This is a genomic window from Cytobacillus oceanisediminis 2691, assembly GCF_000294775.2.
In the GTDB taxonomy this organism is placed as follows: Bacteria; Bacillota; Bacilli; order Bacillales; family Cytobacillaceae; genus Cytobacillus; species Cytobacillus pseudoceanisediminis.
This window is the reverse complement of record NZ_CP015506.1, coordinates 535,563-553,041: the sequence shown is the minus strand read 5'-3', so window position 1 is coordinate 553,041 and position 17,479 is coordinate 535,563. Positions and strand designations below refer to the sequence as shown.

The 17,479-nt window shown below is 40.4% G+C and carries 23 protein-coding genes, 2 pseudogenes and 1 other annotated feature; of the genes and pseudogenes, 9 read left to right on the top strand and 16 right to left on the bottom strand.

The annotated features are described in order from the left end of the window. Position 1 precedes the first annotated feature (1 nt). The 7 genes from A361_RS02925 to A361_RS02895 form a co-directional block, all read right to left on the bottom strand. Positions 2–415, bottom strand: a complete 414-nt coding sequence (locus tag A361_RS02925) for a DUF3021 domain-containing protein (RefSeq protein ID WP_019381084.1) — start codon at positions 413–415, stop codon at positions 2–4. Continuing rightward, positions 412–870: a LytTR family DNA-binding domain-containing protein gene (locus A361_RS02920; protein ID WP_019381085.1), complete on the bottom strand. Its 459-nt coding sequence runs from the start codon at positions 868–870 to the stop codon at positions 412–414. The genes A361_RS02925 and A361_RS02920 overlap by 4 nt, the downstream gene beginning before the upstream one ends. Before the next feature lie 183 nt (positions 871–1,053). Next, positions 1,054–1,491, bottom strand: coding sequence for a YfmQ family protein (locus A361_RS02915; RefSeq protein ID WP_009335463.1), 438 nt, complete (start codon positions 1,489–1,491; stop codon positions 1,054–1,056). Between the two features lie 22 nt (positions 1,492–1,513). Continuing rightward, positions 1,514–1,705 carry a hypothetical protein gene (locus tag A361_RS02910; protein WP_009335464.1) on the bottom strand — a complete coding sequence of 64 codons (192 nt, stop codon included), beginning with the start codon at positions 1,703–1,705 and terminating at the stop codon, positions 1,514–1,516. A 163-nt stretch (positions 1,706–1,868) separates the two neighbouring features. Beyond that, positions 1,869–2,099, bottom strand: coding sequence for a hypothetical protein (locus tag A361_RS02905; protein ID WP_019381087.1), 231 nt, complete (start codon positions 2,097–2,099; stop codon positions 1,869–1,871). A gap of 10 nt (positions 2,100–2,109) precedes the next feature. Further along, positions 2,110–2,502: a hypothetical protein gene (locus A361_RS02900; RefSeq protein WP_019381088.1), complete on the bottom strand. Its 393-nt coding sequence runs from the start codon at positions 2,500–2,502 to the stop codon at positions 2,110–2,112. Between the two features lie 148 nt (positions 2,503–2,650). Next, on the bottom strand, positions 2,651–2,923 hold the full coding sequence (locus A361_RS02895; protein ID WP_019381090.1) for a hypothetical protein: 273 nt from the start codon (positions 2,921–2,923) through the stop codon (positions 2,651–2,653). Positions 2,924–3,042: 119 nt separating this feature from the next. On the opposite strand from A361_RS02895, the gene A361_RS02890 reads away from it, so the two are divergent. Continuing rightward, positions 3,043–3,519 carry a VanZ family protein gene (locus tag A361_RS02890; protein WP_019381091.1) on the top strand — a complete coding sequence of 159 codons (477 nt, stop codon included), beginning with the start codon at positions 3,043–3,045 and terminating at the stop codon, positions 3,517–3,519. A gap of 38 nt (positions 3,520–3,557) precedes the next feature. Here A361_RS02890 and A361_RS02885 read toward each other — a convergent pair whose 3' ends face one another. After that, positions 3,558–5,012 carry a serine hydrolase domain-containing protein gene (locus A361_RS02885; RefSeq protein WP_019381092.1) on the bottom strand — a complete coding sequence of 485 codons (1,455 nt, stop codon included), beginning with the start codon at positions 5,010–5,012 and terminating at the stop codon, positions 3,558–3,560. A gap of 483 nt (positions 5,013–5,495) precedes the next feature. Here A361_RS02885 and A361_RS02880 point away from each other — a divergent pair, with 483 nt between their 5' ends. Next, a complete protein-coding gene (locus A361_RS02880) occupies positions 5,496–6,107 on the top strand; it encodes a cupin domain-containing protein (protein WP_019381093.1) in 612 nt (203 codons plus the stop codon). Positions 6,108–6,154: 47 nt separating this feature from the next. On the opposite strand, the gene A361_RS02875 is transcribed toward A361_RS02880, so the two are convergent. The 5 genes from A361_RS02875 to A361_RS02855 all read right to left on the bottom strand — a co-directional run bounded on the left by A361_RS02875 (position 6,155) and on the right by A361_RS02855 (position 9,837). Continuing rightward, positions 6,155–6,862 carry a DNA alkylation repair protein gene (locus A361_RS02875; RefSeq protein ID WP_019381094.1) on the bottom strand — a complete coding sequence of 236 codons (708 nt, stop codon included), beginning with the start codon at positions 6,860–6,862 and terminating at the stop codon, positions 6,155–6,157. A 297-nt stretch (positions 6,863–7,159) separates the two neighbouring features. Then, a complete protein-coding gene (locus A361_RS02870) occupies positions 7,160–7,762 on the bottom strand; it encodes a hypothetical protein (RefSeq protein WP_019381095.1) in 603 nt (200 codons plus the stop codon). Positions 7,763–7,777: 15 nt separating this feature from the next. Continuing rightward, a complete protein-coding gene (locus A361_RS02865) occupies positions 7,778–8,731 on the bottom strand; it encodes a DUF2268 domain-containing putative Zn-dependent protease (protein ID WP_019381096.1) in 954 nt (317 codons plus the stop codon). Between the two features lie 120 nt (positions 8,732–8,851). After that, entirely contained in the window at positions 8,852–9,622 is a 771-nt protein-coding gene (locus A361_RS02860) for a class I SAM-dependent methyltransferase (protein ID WP_019381097.1), read from the bottom strand. Between the two features lie 11 nt (positions 9,623–9,633). Then, entirely contained in the window at positions 9,634–9,837 is a 204-nt protein-coding gene (locus A361_RS02855) for a hypothetical protein (RefSeq protein WP_019381098.1), read from the bottom strand. 392 nt (positions 9,838–10,229) lie between these two features. On the opposite strand from A361_RS02855, the gene A361_RS02850 reads away from it, so the two are divergent. The 3 genes from A361_RS02850 (at position 10,230) to A361_RS02840 (ending at position 12,910) form a co-directional block, all read left to right on the top strand. After that, positions 10,230–10,484 carry a YiaA/YiaB family inner membrane protein gene (locus A361_RS02850; RefSeq protein ID WP_009335475.1) on the top strand — a complete coding sequence of 85 codons (255 nt, stop codon included), beginning with the start codon at positions 10,230–10,232 and terminating at the stop codon, positions 10,482–10,484. Positions 10,485–10,584: 100 nt separating this feature from the next. Further along, positions 10,585–10,792 (top strand) — a binding site (T-box leader). Positions 10,793–10,883: 91 nt separating this feature from the next. Further along, positions 10,884–12,617: an aromatic amino acid hydroxylase gene (locus tag A361_RS02845; protein ID WP_019381099.1), complete on the top strand. Its 1,734-nt coding sequence runs from the start codon at positions 10,884–10,886 to the stop codon at positions 12,615–12,617. Next, positions 12,614–12,910, top strand: a complete 297-nt coding sequence (locus A361_RS02840) for a 4a-hydroxytetrahydrobiopterin dehydratase (protein WP_019381100.1) — start codon at positions 12,614–12,616, stop codon at positions 12,908–12,910. Before A361_RS02845 ends, A361_RS02840 begins: the two co-directional genes overlap by 4 nt. A 31-nt stretch (positions 12,911–12,941) precedes the next feature. Here the strand turns inward: A361_RS02840 and A361_RS30175 are convergent, their stop codons facing one another. Beyond that, entirely contained in the window at positions 12,942–13,106 is a 165-nt protein-coding gene (locus A361_RS30175; RefSeq protein WP_019381101.1) for a hypothetical protein, read from the bottom strand. Here A361_RS30175 and A361_RS29220 point away from each other — a divergent pair. Then, positions 13,059–13,211 (top strand): annotated as a pseudogene (locus A361_RS29220) (DUF1259 domain-containing protein); the annotation flags it as partial. The gene A361_RS30175 and the pseudogene A361_RS29220 sit on opposite strands and share 48 nt — an antisense overlap. A 61-nt stretch (positions 13,212–13,272) precedes the next feature. Here A361_RS29220 and A361_RS02835 read toward each other — a convergent pair. Together A361_RS02835 and A361_RS02830 are read right to left on the bottom strand one after the other, a co-directional pair. Beyond that, a complete protein-coding gene (locus A361_RS02835; RefSeq protein WP_019381102.1) occupies positions 13,273–14,400 on the bottom strand; it encodes a bifunctional cystathionine gamma-lyase/homocysteine desulfhydrase in 1,128 nt (375 codons plus the stop codon). Beyond that, a pseudogene (locus tag A361_RS02830) lies at positions 14,397–15,324 on the bottom strand (PLP-dependent cysteine synthase family protein). Before A361_RS02830 ends, A361_RS02835 begins: the two are co-directional and overlap by 4 nt. Before the next feature lie 248 nt (positions 15,325–15,572). On the opposite strand from A361_RS02830, the gene A361_RS02825 reads away from it, so the two are divergent. The 3 genes from A361_RS02825 to A361_RS02815 all read left to right on the top strand — a co-directional run bounded on the left by A361_RS02825 (position 15,573) and on the right by A361_RS02815 (position 17,467). Then, a complete protein-coding gene (locus A361_RS02825) occupies positions 15,573–16,208 on the top strand; it encodes a class I SAM-dependent DNA methyltransferase (RefSeq protein WP_019381103.1) in 636 nt (211 codons plus the stop codon). A gap of 158 nt (positions 16,209–16,366) precedes the next feature. Continuing rightward, on the top strand, positions 16,367–16,795 hold the full coding sequence (locus A361_RS02820) for a MarR family winged helix-turn-helix transcriptional regulator (RefSeq protein WP_019381104.1): 429 nt from the start codon (positions 16,367–16,369) through the stop codon (positions 16,793–16,795). A 36-nt stretch (positions 16,796–16,831) separates the two neighbouring features. Then, the gene (locus tag A361_RS02815) at positions 16,832–17,467 is read left to right on the top strand and encodes a nitroreductase family protein (protein ID WP_019381105.1); all 636 of its coding nucleotides are present in this window, start codon (positions 16,832–16,834) and stop codon (positions 17,465–17,467) included. Positions 17,468–17,479: the final 12 nt, after the last annotated feature.

Here is a 17,479-nt window from a genome sequence, read left to right as displayed (position 1 = left end):
TCTATTCGATACATTCCAGATCCTCATTCATCTTCTTCGATTCGTTTTTAAAGTAAAGATAAAAGCCGATCCAGGCAATCGCGTAAACCAATAGTGAGATTGCAAGGTAGATGAAAAAGTTCTTTACTCCGATCGGAATCCAGCCAATCCAAAGCCCTAATGTGAAATAAACAATCGTGACGGTAAGATAGTGCAGGGCAGTCTGCATGGGCAGGCGAAGTGAGCGGATTTCAAAATAAAGCGGAGTAACCGTAAACAGCCAGCCGCTGATAATAAAGCCCAATGCATTTATGATAAATGTTTGCCCATCTAACGTGGGTTGACCGCCGAAATAAGTTAAGGCTATAGTTGCCGCTGTAGAAATGAATCCCCCAAAGAATATGCCGATCATGCTTCTGTACAAAAATGTCCTCACTTCGTCTCCCTCCTGTTCATTCTCAAAATTTCCTTTATCCGTCCGACATAATGGCGTGAAGCATACTCCTTCTCCCCCGATTTAAAGTGCACACAGAGTGTCCCGTTAAAGGATGGCTCAAAATGGCTCATGGCGTAAAGGTTCGCTATGACTGATTTGGATATCCTGATAAACCGGTGGGGAGGGAGGGATTGTTCAAGTTCATAAAGTTTTTGCTTTACTTTAAAAATTCCTTCAGGGGTGGCGGCTGTCACTGTGTCGCCTTCTGAACGGAAAAATTGAACTTCATCAGGCTTTATTAAGTGCTGGTTCTCTCCATCCTTTCCGACAATCAGGCCGGTTTCATTCTTCTTAAGGTACTCTAGGATTTCCTGGATATCCGGGGTGATTTCTTTGCAATGAATTGTCACGGAGGTTTCCTCGTTGCGCGGGTCGATGTTAAGCAGGATTTTCATGAAGGGCGCCCCTCCTTTCCATCAGCTTTATAGATTCAGTATAGATGGCTAATTTCCAATTTTCACCAGAATTAAGGCAACACGCATGATCAGCAGGGTAAGCTGCAGTAATTCCCCTCCCTCCTGCAGACATAAAAAAGCCTAAATCACGAAGGATCTAGGCGTCTATTTGATGTTCTTAGTTTAACTGGCCTTGATTGCCAGTGAACTGCTTTGCAGGCTATCAGAAATCAAGCTGTATGCGATGACCTTTTTTCTGCACTGTTTGACCACATCAATTCGGTCCTTATAGCTATATACGAACAGCTTGTCATCTCTTTCCAGAAACTCAATAACTATAGGTGTTCCACTGATCTCCGGCCGTAAAAAAAGCTGTTCGTTGCCCGGGTGGATATAGTGTTTCTTAATAAATATTCCTTCATTGAACTGATTGATAAACTGAAACTTCTCCTCATCTTTCAGCCTATTATCACCAATTGTGACTGTAACCTCTTTTTCATCAAGCTTGGAATGAGTTTCAAATTTACGGATCAGCCAATTAACCGTGCCGGTCGGCATACAGGTCAGCACGATTTTCAGCAGACTAACGAGAATAATAGGAACCACTACTGCCCATGTCATCTTTTTTCATCTCCATTTGTATTTAGAACCGCCAAATATAAACTCCAAGAGAAGCTAATCCGATAAAAATAATTACCACATATATTAAGGTTAAATTGGTTGTGTTCCGTTTTGTTGAACTTCCATAGTTTTCATCAGCCTTGCCTGTAAGCAGCAAAGTCGAAACCACAGCAAAAATTAAGATAATTAGAACCAGCCCAAGCATTATTCCCATGCTGCGCACCTCTTCTTTTACATTTTAATAAACTTCTATAACTAAATAATACCGTAAACCAGTCAATAGATAACCATCCAATTCGATATAAAATTAACCATCCACTTTTCACCAAAAAAAATGCCGCTCCCATCTTAATAGGTACCGCAAATATTATTGAACTCTACATATCAGGCATAGAAAAGGCCGTTGAACCTCTTGCTTCACCCTCTAATTTTTTATGAATCTGTTTGACCACATCCATTGCTCTTTCATGAGAGTCATATTCACCCAGGACCCTGCTCCAATATACAAAGAAACTCCTGCTGATTATTCCTTCCACTGTTTTTCCTTTAACAGTTACCTCTTTCACATTGACTAAGCTTCTCTTATTTTGCGTCAGTACCCACAGCATTAATTTCCTCCTATCGGCTCCTCTTTAAATCTATAAAACCCGCCTTTTCACCTGCTTTTCCTCTTTCCTCCCATACAATGAAAAAAAGAAGTTCATCTTTCTGGTCATAATAACCACAGTCACTGCATGCCCAATAATAGTTTCCTTTATTATCAAAATCCGGATATCCCCCTTCATAATCATCCGGGAAAATTCTATAATCTGCGCGCTCAACGGTACCTGACCCTTTATAGCGGATCTTTATGGAGTGACTTCCTTCAAGACCAGCCAGCTTAGCATTAATTTCAACTGACCAATCCCCGTTTTCACCCGTATAACGAACCTTTTTGGTTTTTAACATTACTTCATAAAACGTAAAAATCAAGACTATAACTATACACAGCCATATTAGTTTCTTTTTCAAAATAACACCTCTGTATAAAAGATGTCCCTATCTACTAAAATATGACTATTAATCTATTGAGGCAATTTCATAAAATACTCCCTCAATTCATCTGGCAGTTCTTCCACGGCAAGTACTTTTAACTTTTCAGTGCCCGGGGATGTCATGATCACAAAGGACTTGCCCTCATATTCCAATAGGTAAACTGGCTTATTCGATCAGGCAAGGTATCCCGTCTACTTATGTATTCAAAATCCTCTTCCTTGAAATTGCTTTCAAATCCCTCCAGAACAATTTTTCGAGCCTCTTTGTAGTTTTCTGCTAAGGCAATCTCCTGATACAGCTCAAGTGAATTCTTTGGAACAAAAAAGAATTCATAATAGGTTATTGCACTTATAATAATGAATGCCATAGCCATCATTCTAATCCAACCCTTTTTCATAACATCCCCCTTATGCATTGCATTAGTTTTATTATAATAGCAGGCAGTTAAGTTTATTGGGTGAAATTTGGAAAAATTATGTTATTATTATCAAAGACTATTTTTAAGCGGGGATAATAATGAAAAAGATCATAAGATTGATCATGGGAATTAGCTTTCTTTCTTACCTAGGTGCCTTAACAGTATTACTCTTCTTTATATCGAGAGGATTTTGGTCAGACATGCCGTTAATGGAATATATGAAGCTTTCCTCAAACTTTGTGCCTTTTAAAACAATTAATGGGTATGTACTGGCTATTTCAAATGGAAGTATGAATTTAATCATTCCTATAAAAAACCTTGCCGGCAATGTGGCTGCATTTTTGCCAATGGGAATTTTTCTGCCCTATTTTATAAGAACCCTAAACAGACTTAAATCATTTGCAGTTGCCATGACTTTCATGATTCTTAGTGTGGAAATTTTACAGCTGGTCACAGGAAGAGGAAGTTTAGATATTGATGACTTTATTCTAAATATCATTGGAGCGTTAATAGGGTTTGGATTATGGAAAGCGATGACCGCCCGGAAAATAATGAAAAATGCAGTGAACATATAAAAAATTGCCTGTCTAACGGATGTAGACAGGCATTTCCATTACCCTTCTTTATTGAAAATTAATCTAAACAGCAGCAGCCCATTTATTGCTAGTAGAATTACAGCCAAAATCGTTAAAAGGGCAATATCAGGTGCAAAGACAGAGATGGAATGCCAAGGTGAAGATGTACTAGCTGTGAAAACAGGGATTAGTCCAGCTGACAGGCCAATAAAAATCAGCCCTAAGAAAAGTCCCGTTCCCTTTTTTAGAAACTTCCGGGTTCTGAATCTTTTCCATAAATAGATTGAAAGTATTATTAGCAGCAGGACGCATCCCAGCAGAATGGATTGTATCGCCAAACTATGATTAGGTACTTGTTCTGTCTCATCGCCATTTAAAAGACTAATAATATGATTCTTAAGATAATAAAGCCCATCTTCCTCTAAAATATGATTCTTATTTGTCAGAATAACGCCGCCCCAGCCAGTTTCCGGGATATAAAAGACTTCTGCATGCGAATAAGGTGTAGAACCAGAATGCCAGATCATTTCTCTGGAAGTATCCGGGCCTGATATGCGTATTCCTAAACCATAATATCGGTCCTCACCTGTTTGAACCTGAGGAGTCATAAATAAATCCAATGTTTTGTCACTGATAAAATGATCTGGCCATGTCCCGCTCAATAATTTTACAAATTGGACCATATCTGCAGAACTGGCCGCAATGTATCCGTATGGTGCCCCGGCATTATCGTAGTCTACAGAACTTTTCACCGGAAGTCCAAACCAGGATTGATAACCGCTAAGGTATCCTCTTTTATAAGCTCCCTCTTTATCGGCTGCAGCATTTTTCATTCCTAAAGGCTCAAAAATCTGCTGTTCCATATACTCTGCATAAGGCATTCCTGTTAGTTCTTCAATCATTGCACCCAGAATTAAGAAATTGGCATTGCTGTATTGATGTTTCTCACCAGGTTCAGCAGTCAGTTCAACTTCTGACATTTTCTTGACTTGATTCTTAATAGCCTTACTGCCTGTTAACTCTTTATCAGATAGTGCAAGCCCTTCGTAGGTACTCAACCCGCTTGTCTGCGTGAGCAATTGCTTTACTGTTATTTCGGCAGCTTTCCCATTTTTCAGTGTAAACCAGGGAAGATATTCCTGAATGCTGGCTTCCAGGCGGATGGTTCCATTATCAGCTAATTTCATTATGGCCATTCCCGTTAATGATTTGCTTATGGAGCCAATCGTGAAAGGAGTTTGTTCTGTAACCTCCTCCTCTGATTCTCCAGTAACGCCCCATGACCGTGAAAAAAACAGCTCATTATTATGAACGATGGCAACTGAAGCTCCTGGAACTTGATATTCTTCCAGGTAATCCTTAATTGCCTTCTCTATTTTTGCTTCGATGTCTTCCTCAGCTGAAGCAGAATTTTCAAGCAAATCATGACTAAATGAAGTGAGCAAGAAAAGAACCAATATTATCTTTAAAGAACTGGACGGCAATACTGCCATATAACCTCTCCCTCTACCAATGTTCTTAATCAACGGTTTGTCCCGTTGTCGGGATGCTAAAAAATATCTATAGACACATTCCCTTTCTTGATTTCATCTTACCTGTATTTGGAAATATCTATAATGAGCCTCAGCTTTATTTTCAAATAGGACTTGAGACGCAGAAGAAGATCGGACTCTTTCATCAAGAAAGATAATATGGAAAAGAATGCAGGTTATATAGAATGATAGAGGTACACATGGGGCAGGCAAACAAATAATGAATACTGTAGCGATTAGTTTTCTTAAACCTATAGAACTTATGGTCTCTTTTAATAATGGTTATTTTACCATTTCATACCAGTTGTGAACCTTATGCCTTTTTTCTTCATTTATTGCTCTCCGTCTTTTTCAAACACAACCACGTTATTTAGGTACATGCACCGATTGTAGGCATATGCATACTTTATCTGAGAAATTCATTTCCCAAAGGACTGAGCAGAAATGGTTAAATATTTGGATTACACCTCTCCGTCTTTAAATTACTTTTTTGATGTGAACAAAAGCAACCTAATGAAAAAAGATAACAGAAATTTAATAAATGTATTGGGCATTCAGCAATTAAACACGCTGGAAGATGTCTCACTTCTGGATATCTATCTAAGCAAAAATAATGTGATAGAACCTCATTATCACCAAAATGCTGCTGAATTGGTTTACTGTATATCAGGCGCAGCGACTGTTTCATTGCTTAATCCATTTACAAAACAAATCCAGAACTATTACATTACACCTGGGCAAGTAGCCAATGTCCCTCAGGGCTGGTGGCATTATGAGATAGCCAACACCGACAGCACTCATCTGCTGGCCATCTTTAATGCTCCTACTCCGGAAGTCATCCTGGGATCAGACATTCTCAAATTAACTCCTTCAAATATAATGGCGCACACTTATTGTATGGATGAAAAGCAATGGAAAAAGGCGGTTGCACCTGTCCAGCCTTCAACCTTTATCGGCCCGACAAAAGACTGCAGCAGAAATACTCAAAGCCCGGAACCAAACCAGCAATATCAATACACCCAACAATATTTCCCTCAACATATGTATTATTATTGAGGGTTTCACAGGCATGGATATTACCATGCCTGTCTTCTTAGATTCTCTTAGCATATGCAAGTCTTCCGCTTAACCCCAATCCGGCCTTTCGACTCCAACTTTTCAATATATTCCTTTGCCAAAGGAACTTTACAGGCGGAGTTTCCGACATCCACATGCACTTTTCCGATGTGATCAGCGACATCCTTCGCTTCCACATTCAGCTCCGATACATATGACCCCACAGAGATGACAAAACCGTTCATCACATACCTTACTCGGTTTTTTTCTTCATGAATGGTATTTTTAACTTTAGTCAATAATGCTTTTATTTCACTGACATCCAGCTCATTATCCGATGTGATTGATACATAATTGGAGTAAGTGCTCCAGCCGCAGACTGAAACCATTTCTTCCTCCGATTTAATCCACTCCCGGGCCAATTCAAGAGCATAATCACTTTCAGCAGCCACCTGGGCAACTGTATATTCCGCAGGCATATACCAATAAGCCTTCTCAGCCCAATCCTGTAAAGTCTCCTTTGTCATTAGCTTCGGATTAACAGAAAGTCCTGCCAAATACATCGCATCATGATTTCCTGATTTATATAATTGCAGTGCCAGCTCATGATTCTTCTTTACATGCTTCACCAGCTTTTTCAAATCTCCAACCTTCACGCCAAAAAAAGGCTCCTTCGCCCCGTGATTCATAAAGATCCGCTTCGTCTGATCAGAGCCAAGCTCCTCAAGCCTTTTCATGATTTCTTCATAATTCAATCTCTCTCACCCCTTCAAACAACAGCCGCCATTACATTATCAGCCGTATTCATTTACTTTAAGTCAATTTCTCCTTAAAAAGCTCTTGTCACCAAGCTATATATTGTGGTTAAGCCGAGCTTTCCAGCAGCCGTCATCAATTTTCTTTTAACAAACGGATTAATTTCGTCACTTTCAAGAAGAGCAGGATGGTGAAGAACAGGGAAACCAATAGACTCCCGTATAAGTTATAAGAACAATACAACCGAAGAAGTGATGCTAATTAAGTTCATTAACGAGGAGACATCTCCTGATGCTTCATAAACGCATCCATATCTCCAGGTCTGTGGGCTTCTTCTTGAAAGGAGTTTTATACTCTTTGAAAAAAAACTCCAGCCCAGATATTTGTTCAGGCAGAGGCGGGGATACAACAAAATTGTGGTTAAGATGTCCGTCTGTTCCACTTCCACCCGTTATTCTTGTATCATATCCTTCACCAATCTCTAACTCCCAGAAACTATGCCGGTGAAGCCGATCTCTTCTATTTTCTTCGTCAGGTTCCCAATCGATATTAAAATTCACGACACTTGCATTTTCATATTGCCTAATAAAGTTCACTGAGTAAATAGCTTTTTCTTTCTCAACTGACTTCAAAATCGGTATATACTTTTGAAAATTAACGGGCTCGACCTGCGGGCGGAAATGCTCATCATTTTCCAGCAAGCCAAATAGTGACCTTAAATAATCCTCATAAAGGCCATTCACTTTTGCCCATTTCGAAATCACATCAAGGTGCGGATACCCTGGGTTATCAGATAATTCCTTCCGCCGCTTCAGCAAAGTGCATATCTGCTCATCAATGGATAACAGTCTTTCATCATAATGCTCTGCAGGTCTTTCAAACGGCATTCTTTTCACCATTACTCCTCCTCAGCGCTACTGATAATTTTTTAAATACTGCCCCTCTTGAAAAATCTCTTCCGTACTCAAGGCTGTCCACTCTTCCGGAGTAGTATCCGGATGCAGTTTGAGATAAGAATCTACCATTTTGTAGCCTTCACTGTAGCCATAGTGACGTGGAAGGGCCTGACCGCCCATTAAAATCTCCAGAGAACGATTTAGATCATATGTATCTAAATCTCCTTCAACTTTTGCCCAGAAGGTTTTATTAAAACTTGGGTCCACTTGAGAAAAGGTGATATTTGGATAAACGAGCTTTTCAAACATCACAGCTTTACCTTCAAAAATGAGGTTATCCAGCACAGAAAAAGATATATATTTTTCTAAGTGTTGTTCAGTCCATATACTGTGATGATATTCATGAGCTATGCCGGCCCTAATCATATCTTCTGTGTAAAATTCATTGTAAAAAACAATAATCTTTCCAGCTCCTGCTGCAACCATTGTATTCTCATTTCCGGGATGTGAAGGAAAAACGCAAACTGCTGTTTCTTCCTCCGAAGGTAAAAAATCTGAGGATTTTAGAAGTGCATCCTTAATGGCAACATTTGTTTTTTCTTCATCGATTTCGTTCAGAACTTTCTTAATTGAATCAGAGTTTTCAGGGGACCATTTCAGCAGGTTATCTACCATGTGGAGGTATTCCCCGCCCTCAAAGCATGTGTTGTAGACTTTTTTTATTATTTTATTCTGATAAACTTCACCGGCATCTTCTTGGTTTTTTTCGAGCTGATCAATCAGAGAAGTATATAGCTTATAAGCGTGTACGACTTTATATTTTTGTTTTGTCTCCGGATGTTCAAATGAATAAGCAATCTTTTCTTCAACTTGTTTTTCTTTGCTCGACTTTTCCTCTTCGGAACAGGCAGCCAATGTGAACAGTATCGTCAGCATCAGCATAATTTTTGAAAACCGCAAAACTCTCTTCATACCAACCATCCCTTGCCCAAATATATCTTTTAAATTAATATTACCATAATTTGGACATTCGCTAGGTAACACCCATAAAAAATCCTGCCCTCATTTTTAAGAGGACAGGCAGTAGAATCCCTAGATTTCTCTCATCTTTCTGCAAACATAAACCATCTCATAGCTATCAGATCTGACAGGTGTCTCCTGCCAATCACTAAATACATGGACAATCTCCATTCCGTTATTCAATAGAAGCCGCTCCATTTCTCTTGGAAAAACATACCGCAGGTTTATACTTGTTCTTTTTTCATTGGTCTGCATTCCTTCACTATCGTAAAATTTTCTTATAGTGATATAATGCTGAATCTGACTTAGTGAGTCGTACGTACTGATTGTATATACATCCACTTTGTTTTGACTGACAGGGTCTATATACGTTTTCCAATATTCTTCTTCTGCAGGCTGCAGCAGCTCTTCCACACTCGGAAACCTTGATCCAAAGACAAAGATGCCGCCGCGTTCCAGATGTTTATTAACAGATGATAAGAAATCATCCTGATCTTCATTCGTTAAAAAATGCTGAAAAGAATTTCCGACTGAGAACATGAACGGACTCTTCACATTCAGACTGAGACCTCGGCAATCCTGTTCCACCCATTCAATTTGCAGGCCCAGCCCAGCTGATTTCTCCCTTGCAAGGTTTAACATTCCGCTATGGGCATCTACTCCAATCAAACGATGCCCTTTACTTGCCAGCGGAATGGCCGCTCTCCCTGTCCCGCAGGCTAAATCAATAATTGGCCCACCCGTTTTTGAAGCCCATTTCAGCAGATAGGAAACATCCTCCTGGTAGGAGTCATTCTCTTTATCATATAAAATCGGATCATTGTATTCTTCTGTAAATTTCATAGTATCCAGATTTAATTCTCCTTTCTATCTTCAAATGAAGTTTCACTTCTAGCTTCAATTTTATGAGGTTCCTTGCTGCTTTTCCTGATCAGCCCATTATCCAAGTCATCAATTGGGGTAAAGTTATTGCCTGATACGTCTCTTCTGGACTTAAACATCCGAAAAAGAATATAAATCAGCAAACCTATTACTACGATTAATAAAATATAGCGCACTTTGCCACCTCATATCGGTTATTTCTTAAACAGCCGGTAAACAAAAAATATTCCACTTGCTATCAGCAGTAAAAGTAAAACAGAATCAGTCCCGGAACACTATATTCGCTAACAAATCTTTACCTCCTTTCAGCCAATAAAAAAATACCAGCTTTAGATTCTCTCTTTATTTAAACCTTTTTACACAAACATATCTTCTAAATAGGTGAATTTTCAACGAAAATTAAAAACAGTAGAAAACTCACATGATTTTATGTTGCATTTTTTTACAAAAAAGGATAATTTTAAGTCATAAAGAATAAAATGTTACATCTGCTGTATTAGATGTAAACCTTACAGCACTGCAAGGGGAAACCGAGAAAATTTGTTATGGAAAAAGGGGATTGAAACACATGCAAAAGTATAGAAGGAGAAACACGCCAGCTTTTACATTTTTAGCATACTTTACACTGATCGCCGGCGTTGGCCTGTTTCTGATTGGGCTTTACAATGCTGATATGGAGCTTAATGAAAAAGGGTATTATATTGCGGTCATGCTCCTGGTGGCAGTTGGATCCATTCTGACTCAGAAAGTAACACGGGACAATGCCGAAGATGCGGAAATCATGGCAGAGCAGGAGCGCAGATCAGCTAAAATTGAACAATAATACACAAGCTCAGAAATGCTTCTGGGCTTTTTCTTTTTATTAAATAAAATGTGTTGACTTTAACACTTAAAAGCGTTTAAGATATAAAGCATCCTAATACTTAAATGCTTTGAAGGAATTGAAGTAGTGGTATCCTCCCTGTTACAGAGAGCTGGTGGTGCTGAAAACCAGTACAAAGGAGATCATGAATTACGTTTCTGGAGCTTCTTATTTCTTTTCTGAAATAAGACGGTTTAGCCGTTATTTTGTGAAGTGGTAAGTTCTATACTTACAATCAGGGTGGTACCGCGAATACATTCGTCCCTGCTGAATGAAAATTCAGCAGGGACTTTTTATATCCATTTACTTTCGCACTCAAAAGCGTTTAAGCATGAAAACTAATAAAAGGAGACATACCAAATGAAGAAATCGATTCCCCTGCACTTGCGACCTTTTACAGCCCAGCAGCATTACAATGTTTACAGTCCCATTGACCATGCGGTTTGGAGATATGTGATGAGGCAAAATCATCATTTCCTTGAGGATATAGCCCATGATGCATTCACTTCAGGTCTGAAGTCATCCGGTATTTCCATCGACAGCATTCCACGGGTAAGTGAAATGAATTATCATTTAGATAAAATCGGCTGGGGTGCTGTCATTGTCGACGGATTAATTCCCGGCACAGCGTTTTTTGATTTTCAAGCGCATGGCATCCTTCCTATCGCAACGGATATACGCCAGAAGACCAATATCGAATACACGCCCGCTCCTGACATTCTCCATGAAGCGGCGGGGCATGCGCCGATTTTATTTGATGAAACCTACTCAGAGTTTGTTAAATTAATAGGGAATATCGGCGCCAACGCTTTTGCGACAAAAGAAGAACATGAGGTGTTTGAAGCAATCAGGCATTTATCGATTGTCATGGAAAGACCTGCTTCAACAGAAGAAGAAATTGAAGCAGCCAAACAGCGATTAAAGGAAAAGCAGCAACTCGTAAAAGGACTTTCTGAAGCTGAGCAAATCTCCCGGATTTTTTGGTGGACAGTTGAATTTGGACTGATTGGCGATCTGCAGAAGCCCAAGATCTTCGGTGCAGGACTGCTGTCATCTGTAGGAGAAAGTAAACATAGCCTGTCCGATCAGGTGAAGAAACGCCTGTTCACAATTGAAGATGCGATTAACACCAGCTATGACGTTACATCTATGCAGACTCAGCTATTTGTTTGCGAAAGCTTTGAACAATTGATTGAGGAAGTGACGAGGTTCGGCGAGTCGATGGCCTTCAGGCAAGGCGGTACAGTGGCTATCGAAAAAGCGATCGCTTCAAGCAAGGTTGCGCACATCGAGTTCAATTCCGGAATTCAGATTACTGGTCTTTTCACCGATATCATGAAGGATGCAGAAGGGGAAGCCATCTATGTCAAAACCTCAGGTCCAAGTGCCCTTTCGATTCAAAATGAACAAATTAATCATCATGGTCCTGATATTCACAATGACGGCTTTGGAGCGCCTATCGGAAAACTTGCTGGAGGCATTAAGCTGGAGAATCAATCTGAACAGAGCCTGAAAAAACTTGGCATCGAAATAAATAAAATGATGCAAATCACATTCGAAAGCGGAGTAGAAATTTCCGGCCATGTGACGAATCTATTATTTAATCATGATACCCTTGTTTTAATATCACTTGAAGAATGTCTCGTCAAAAAGGGAGAAGAAATCTTGTTCCATCCCACTTGGGGCACATATGATTTAGCTGTGGGCAGTCAGATTGTTTCTGCACGGCCCATCGCAGCAGATTACGCTGCATACCACGGGGAATCTGTTATAAACGAAGAAGAAAGTCCAAAAGAAGGAACAACCCTTACGCCTCTGGAAGAGCTATATGCGGAAGTAAGGCAAATCCGAGACACGAATTTCTCTCAGGATGTCCTTCTTCACAGTGTTATCGGAAAAATTCTCGATGAGTTCCCGGAAGAATGGCTGCTTCAGCTGGAAGTTTTGGAACTGCTTGAAAAGCATGACAAAGAATCCCCTTTGAAAAAACTGCTCCTGGACCAGCTTGAAAAGTTAAACAGGGAAGAACGCTATGTCCGGCTGATTCAAAACGGACTCGATGTCATTTTTGGCAGGAGGAATGTCAAAGTATGAAAAGATTAAGTGAAGAAGAAATAGCCCGGCAACTATCCACGCTGTCGGACTGGAAAAGAAAAGACAGCAAATGGATTGAACGACGTTACCGTTTCAAAGAATACCTCGATGGAATCGCATTCGTAAATAAAATAGCATCCCTTGCCGAAAAAGAAAACCATCATCCTTTTATCACCATTCAATACAAAATGGTGATCATCTCCCTCACTTCCTGGAGTGAGAATGGGCTGACAGGTCTGGATTTTAAGCTAGCCATGCAGATTGATGACCTTTATCTTGCAGACCATCATTAGGAAAATAAGTGCCTGTTGAGGTGACAGGCACTTATTTTTCCATTGTATCAAGCGGAATCTCATATTCCGGAAGCACTTCGTAAAACGCCCTTCTCTTTGCATACCAGTCTGAATGAAGATTCAGCAAAATCTTCTTGTCATCCTCTGATTTGCTTGTGCCATTATTAAACAGGTAATAACCGTTTCGTCCGTACACAATGAGTGGCTATTTGATCAGCCCAGCCTCATTTATGTGAATATCCAGGATGTTGATCATCCAATCAATTTTGCAAGGAAAGTCAGAAGAGCGTTAAGAAGTTAATCATTTTCAAATAAAAAATACGCAAGCCCCATTTAGAATTTGAACTAAATGGGGCTTTTCCTTATAGCGCTGACTCCAAATCCTCAATCAAGTCTTCGGCATCTTCCAGACCAACCGATATGCGGATCAGGCCGTCTGTTATTCCCAATTCCAGACGGCGATCTCTCGGTATCGATGCATGTGTCATTTTGGCTGGAAGGGAAATTAGACTTTCCACCGCGCCTAAACTTTCTGCCAGGGTAAAGTATTTTACTTTTTTAAGGACCTCTTCTGCCTTTTCACCGGTTCCGGCATCAAAGGAAATCATTCCGCCAAAGCCCCGTGCCTGCTGCAAGTGAATGTCATGGCCTTTATGATCTTTAAATCCTGGATAATAAATCTTTGAAACCTGTGGATGATTGGCAAGAAAATGTGCCACCCTTTTCGCATTTTCTTCAATTTCCTCCATCCGAATGGCCAGTGTCCGAATTCCCCTGATTAATAGCCAGCTGTCCTGCGGTCCCAGAACAGCACCGGTTGAATTTTGGATGAAGTGCATATCTCTAGCAAGCTGTTCGGAATTCACCACAACCAGCCCAGCAACCACATCACTATGTCCGCCTATATATTTGGTGGCACTATGGAGGACTATATCAGCACCCAGTTCTATCGGATTTTGCCAATATGGTGTACTGAAGGTGTTATCTACAATCATTAGCAGATTCTTTGATTTTGCCAGTTTGGAGATACCGGCCAAGTCTGTAATCTTCAGCAATGGATTTGTTGGCGTCTCAACATAAATGGCTTTTGTATTTTCCTGTATCGCCGCTTCCACAGCAGCCAAATCACTTGTATCCACAAAGGTTACATCTACATTATATTTCGTCAGAACAGTTGTCACTAATCGATAGGACCCGCCATATACATCATCTGTGAAAATAACATGATCTCCTGTTGAAAATAAGTGCATTACAGAAGAGATAGCCGCCATGCCGGAACCGAAAGCAAACCCGCGGTATCCGCCTTCCAAATCCTTTATTAATTCCTCCAGTGCATGCCTTGTCGGATTTCCGGTTCTTGCATACTCATAAACGAAATTGCCCACACCATCTTGTTTAAAGGTACTGGCATGGTGGACAGGAATGGAGACGGCACCTGTATGTTCATCCCTGGAGATGCCGCCGTGAATCATTTGTGTTTTCTTTCTCATTGTTTATCCTCCTCATAAATAGATTTACTTAAATACCGCTCACTGCTGTCAGGAAAAATCGTGAGAATATTCGTGCCAGGCGCAGCATTTTCAGCTTCTCTCAATACTGCTTCGAAAGCAGCTCCTGACGAACTTCCAACTAAGTATCCTTGCAATAACGCCAGCTCCTTCACTCGTTTAAAGGCATCTTTATCTGAAATGGTATGAATGGCGTCAAATAAACCTATTTCCATATACGGCGGCAAAAACTCCATCCCGATTCCCTCGGTTCGATGCGGCCCTGCCTTTCCGCCATTTAAAATGGATCCTTCAGGTTCAACAATAACTGTCTTTATCTTTGGATTCTTTTCTTTAAAATATCTGGCGCAGCCCATGAATGTACCGCCAGTCCCAGCTCCTGCTGCAAAAATATCGATCTTCCCATCTAACGCTTGGAAAATCTCAGGTCCCAATGTTTCATAATACGTTTGCGGGTTATTTTCATTGCTGAATTGCTGAGGACTATAGGAAATTAGGAATCTTTAGCAGCAGTTCCTCAGCCTTCTTAATAGCGCCTTCCATGCCCTCTTCAGTCGGCGTATTAATAACTTCTGCCCCTAACGCCTTCATTAGTTCCTGTTTTTCAACGCTGAATTTTTGAGGTACGACACAGATGATTTTGATCTTCGTTCCAATAGCAGCCAGCGCTAAGCCGATCCCAGTATTCCCTGCAGTCGGTTCAATTACAGCCCCATCTTCCGGAAGCAGCCCATCCTCAATCGCTGTCTGAATCAGCTTTTGTCCTAACCGATCCTTTACACTGCCGCCGGGGTTAAAATATTCAAGCTTAGCGAAAACATTTACTCCATGCGGAACAGCGTAGTGTTTGATTTTCACAAGAGGGGTATGCCCAATCAGTTCCTTCACACTGCTGTAATAATTCATCGTCAGCACCTCTGTTTTTCAGAAAGAATGGTTACTCTTCTCCATTGCGTTTTTTGGATGTTTCTTATGTTCCCTTTAATTCTTATTATTCCTACTTGTATAGTATGTTTTAAATATTTTTTTGTCAATTATCAGCTAAAAAATCAGCTGGCAACTGAAAATAAAGGCAAGTTACAAAGTTGCCAAGCGGGATACTTATTCATACTATACCAATAAGTATTATAAGAATTAAAAGGAGTGATTTTACAATGGGCCGTGAATTTGTAGATTTGTTTGACCACTGGGCAGATTCCTATGATCAGGCAGTAACGGGTAAAGACCTTGAATATCAAGAGGTGTTTTTGAATTATGAACACATTCTTAATGAAGTTGCCGATCTTGTTAATGGAAATGTGGTGGAATTCGGTACAGGTACGGGAAACTTAACTCAAAGACTCCTGGAGAAAGGCTGTTCAGTAGTCGGAGTGGAACCTTCTGCTGCCATGAGGAAAATAGCAAGCAATAAAATGCCTCATCTTACATTATTAGATGGTGATTTCTTAAACTTTCAATTGATTGGCCCCATAGATGCCTTCGTCAGCTCCTACGCATTCCATCATTTAGAAGACAGCGAAAAAGCCAATGCCATAACTAAATACAGCGCCCTCCTTTCAACTGGCGGGAAAGTTGTCTTTGCCGATACTGTCTTTGGTAGCGAGGACGAAAAACAGACTTTTATCAAGGAGGCTAAAAATAAACATTTCCTCAGCCTGGCTCAAGACCTGGAAACAGAATACTATACAACCATCCCTATATTAGAAAGCATGTTTCAATCCAATGGATTCTCTGTTAGGTTTAAGCAGCTGAATCGGTTTGTGTGGCTTATGGAAGCAGAGAAACTTTAGAAAAACGAAGCTCAATTACTGAAAACCCTGCTGACCCATAAATTATTCAGCAGGATTTTCTCTGCCTAAACATCCAGTTTGACTTCTAAAATATTTTGGGTTATATTAATTGACGTATCAATCATTGACCTATCAATTATACAAAAGGCGGGGATGCTGTGTTCAAATGTTCAAAGGAAGAAGAATTAATTGCCGCCCGGCTGTTTGAGCTCAGTAAGCAGACAATGCCGAAGTTTGAACGCTGTACAGGCATCAGCCAGTCACGGCTTGAGATTCTTCGGGAGCTTTTTGAAGCGGAAGAAATTACGCAGCGGGAGCTTCAGAAAAAAGTGAATATTGATCATGCTGCTGTCACAAGACACCTTAAGCAGCTTGAAGAAAAAGGCATGGTAATCCGCAGGAAAAATCCTGAAGATAACCGCTTTACTTATGTCAGCCTGACAGAGGAAGGCAAAACGAAGATTGCTGCTTACTGCGAAGAAAAGCAGCGATTTATTTCCAAAATCCTGAACGGCTTATCGGAACTTGAGCGAAGCACACTATTAAATATGCTCACACGCATCCAGGAAAATATAGATAAATTGTAATTTTCACATTCAGAAAAACATAAAGGAGAGTTCATCATGAATAAAACCGTTATCAATGACTTTAAGGAAATCATCACAGGACGCCGTTCCATCCGTAATTATGACCCAACGGTCAAAATAAGCAGAGAAGAAATGGCAGAAATCCTGGAAGAAGCGTCTTTGGCTCCTTCATCCGTTAACCTGCAGCCATGGCGCTTTGTGGTGATCGATTCAAAAGAAGGCAAAGAAACACTGGCACCGCTTGCAAAATTCAACCAAAGGCAAGTAGAGACATCAGCAGCTGTCATTGCCGTCTTTGTTGATATGAAGAGTGAAACATTCATTGAAAAAATTTATGATACAGCTGTTGAAAAAGGATATATGCCTGCTGATGTAAGAGACAAACAGGTGCCATCCATCAAGGGCTTAATGGAAAACATGACATTCGAGCAAAAGAAAGAAATGAACCTGATTGATGCTGGTCTCGTATCCATGCAGCTAATGCTTGCAGCACGTGCCCATGGCTATGATACAAATCCAATTGGAGGCTATGAAAAAGACCGCATAGCTGATGCATTCCATCTTGACAAGGAACGCTACTATCCTGTCATGCTTATCTCAATCGGCAAAGCCGCTGATCAGGGCTATAAATCTGTCCGCCTGCCTGTTGAAGATATCACGGAGTGGAAATAACTCATAAAGGAG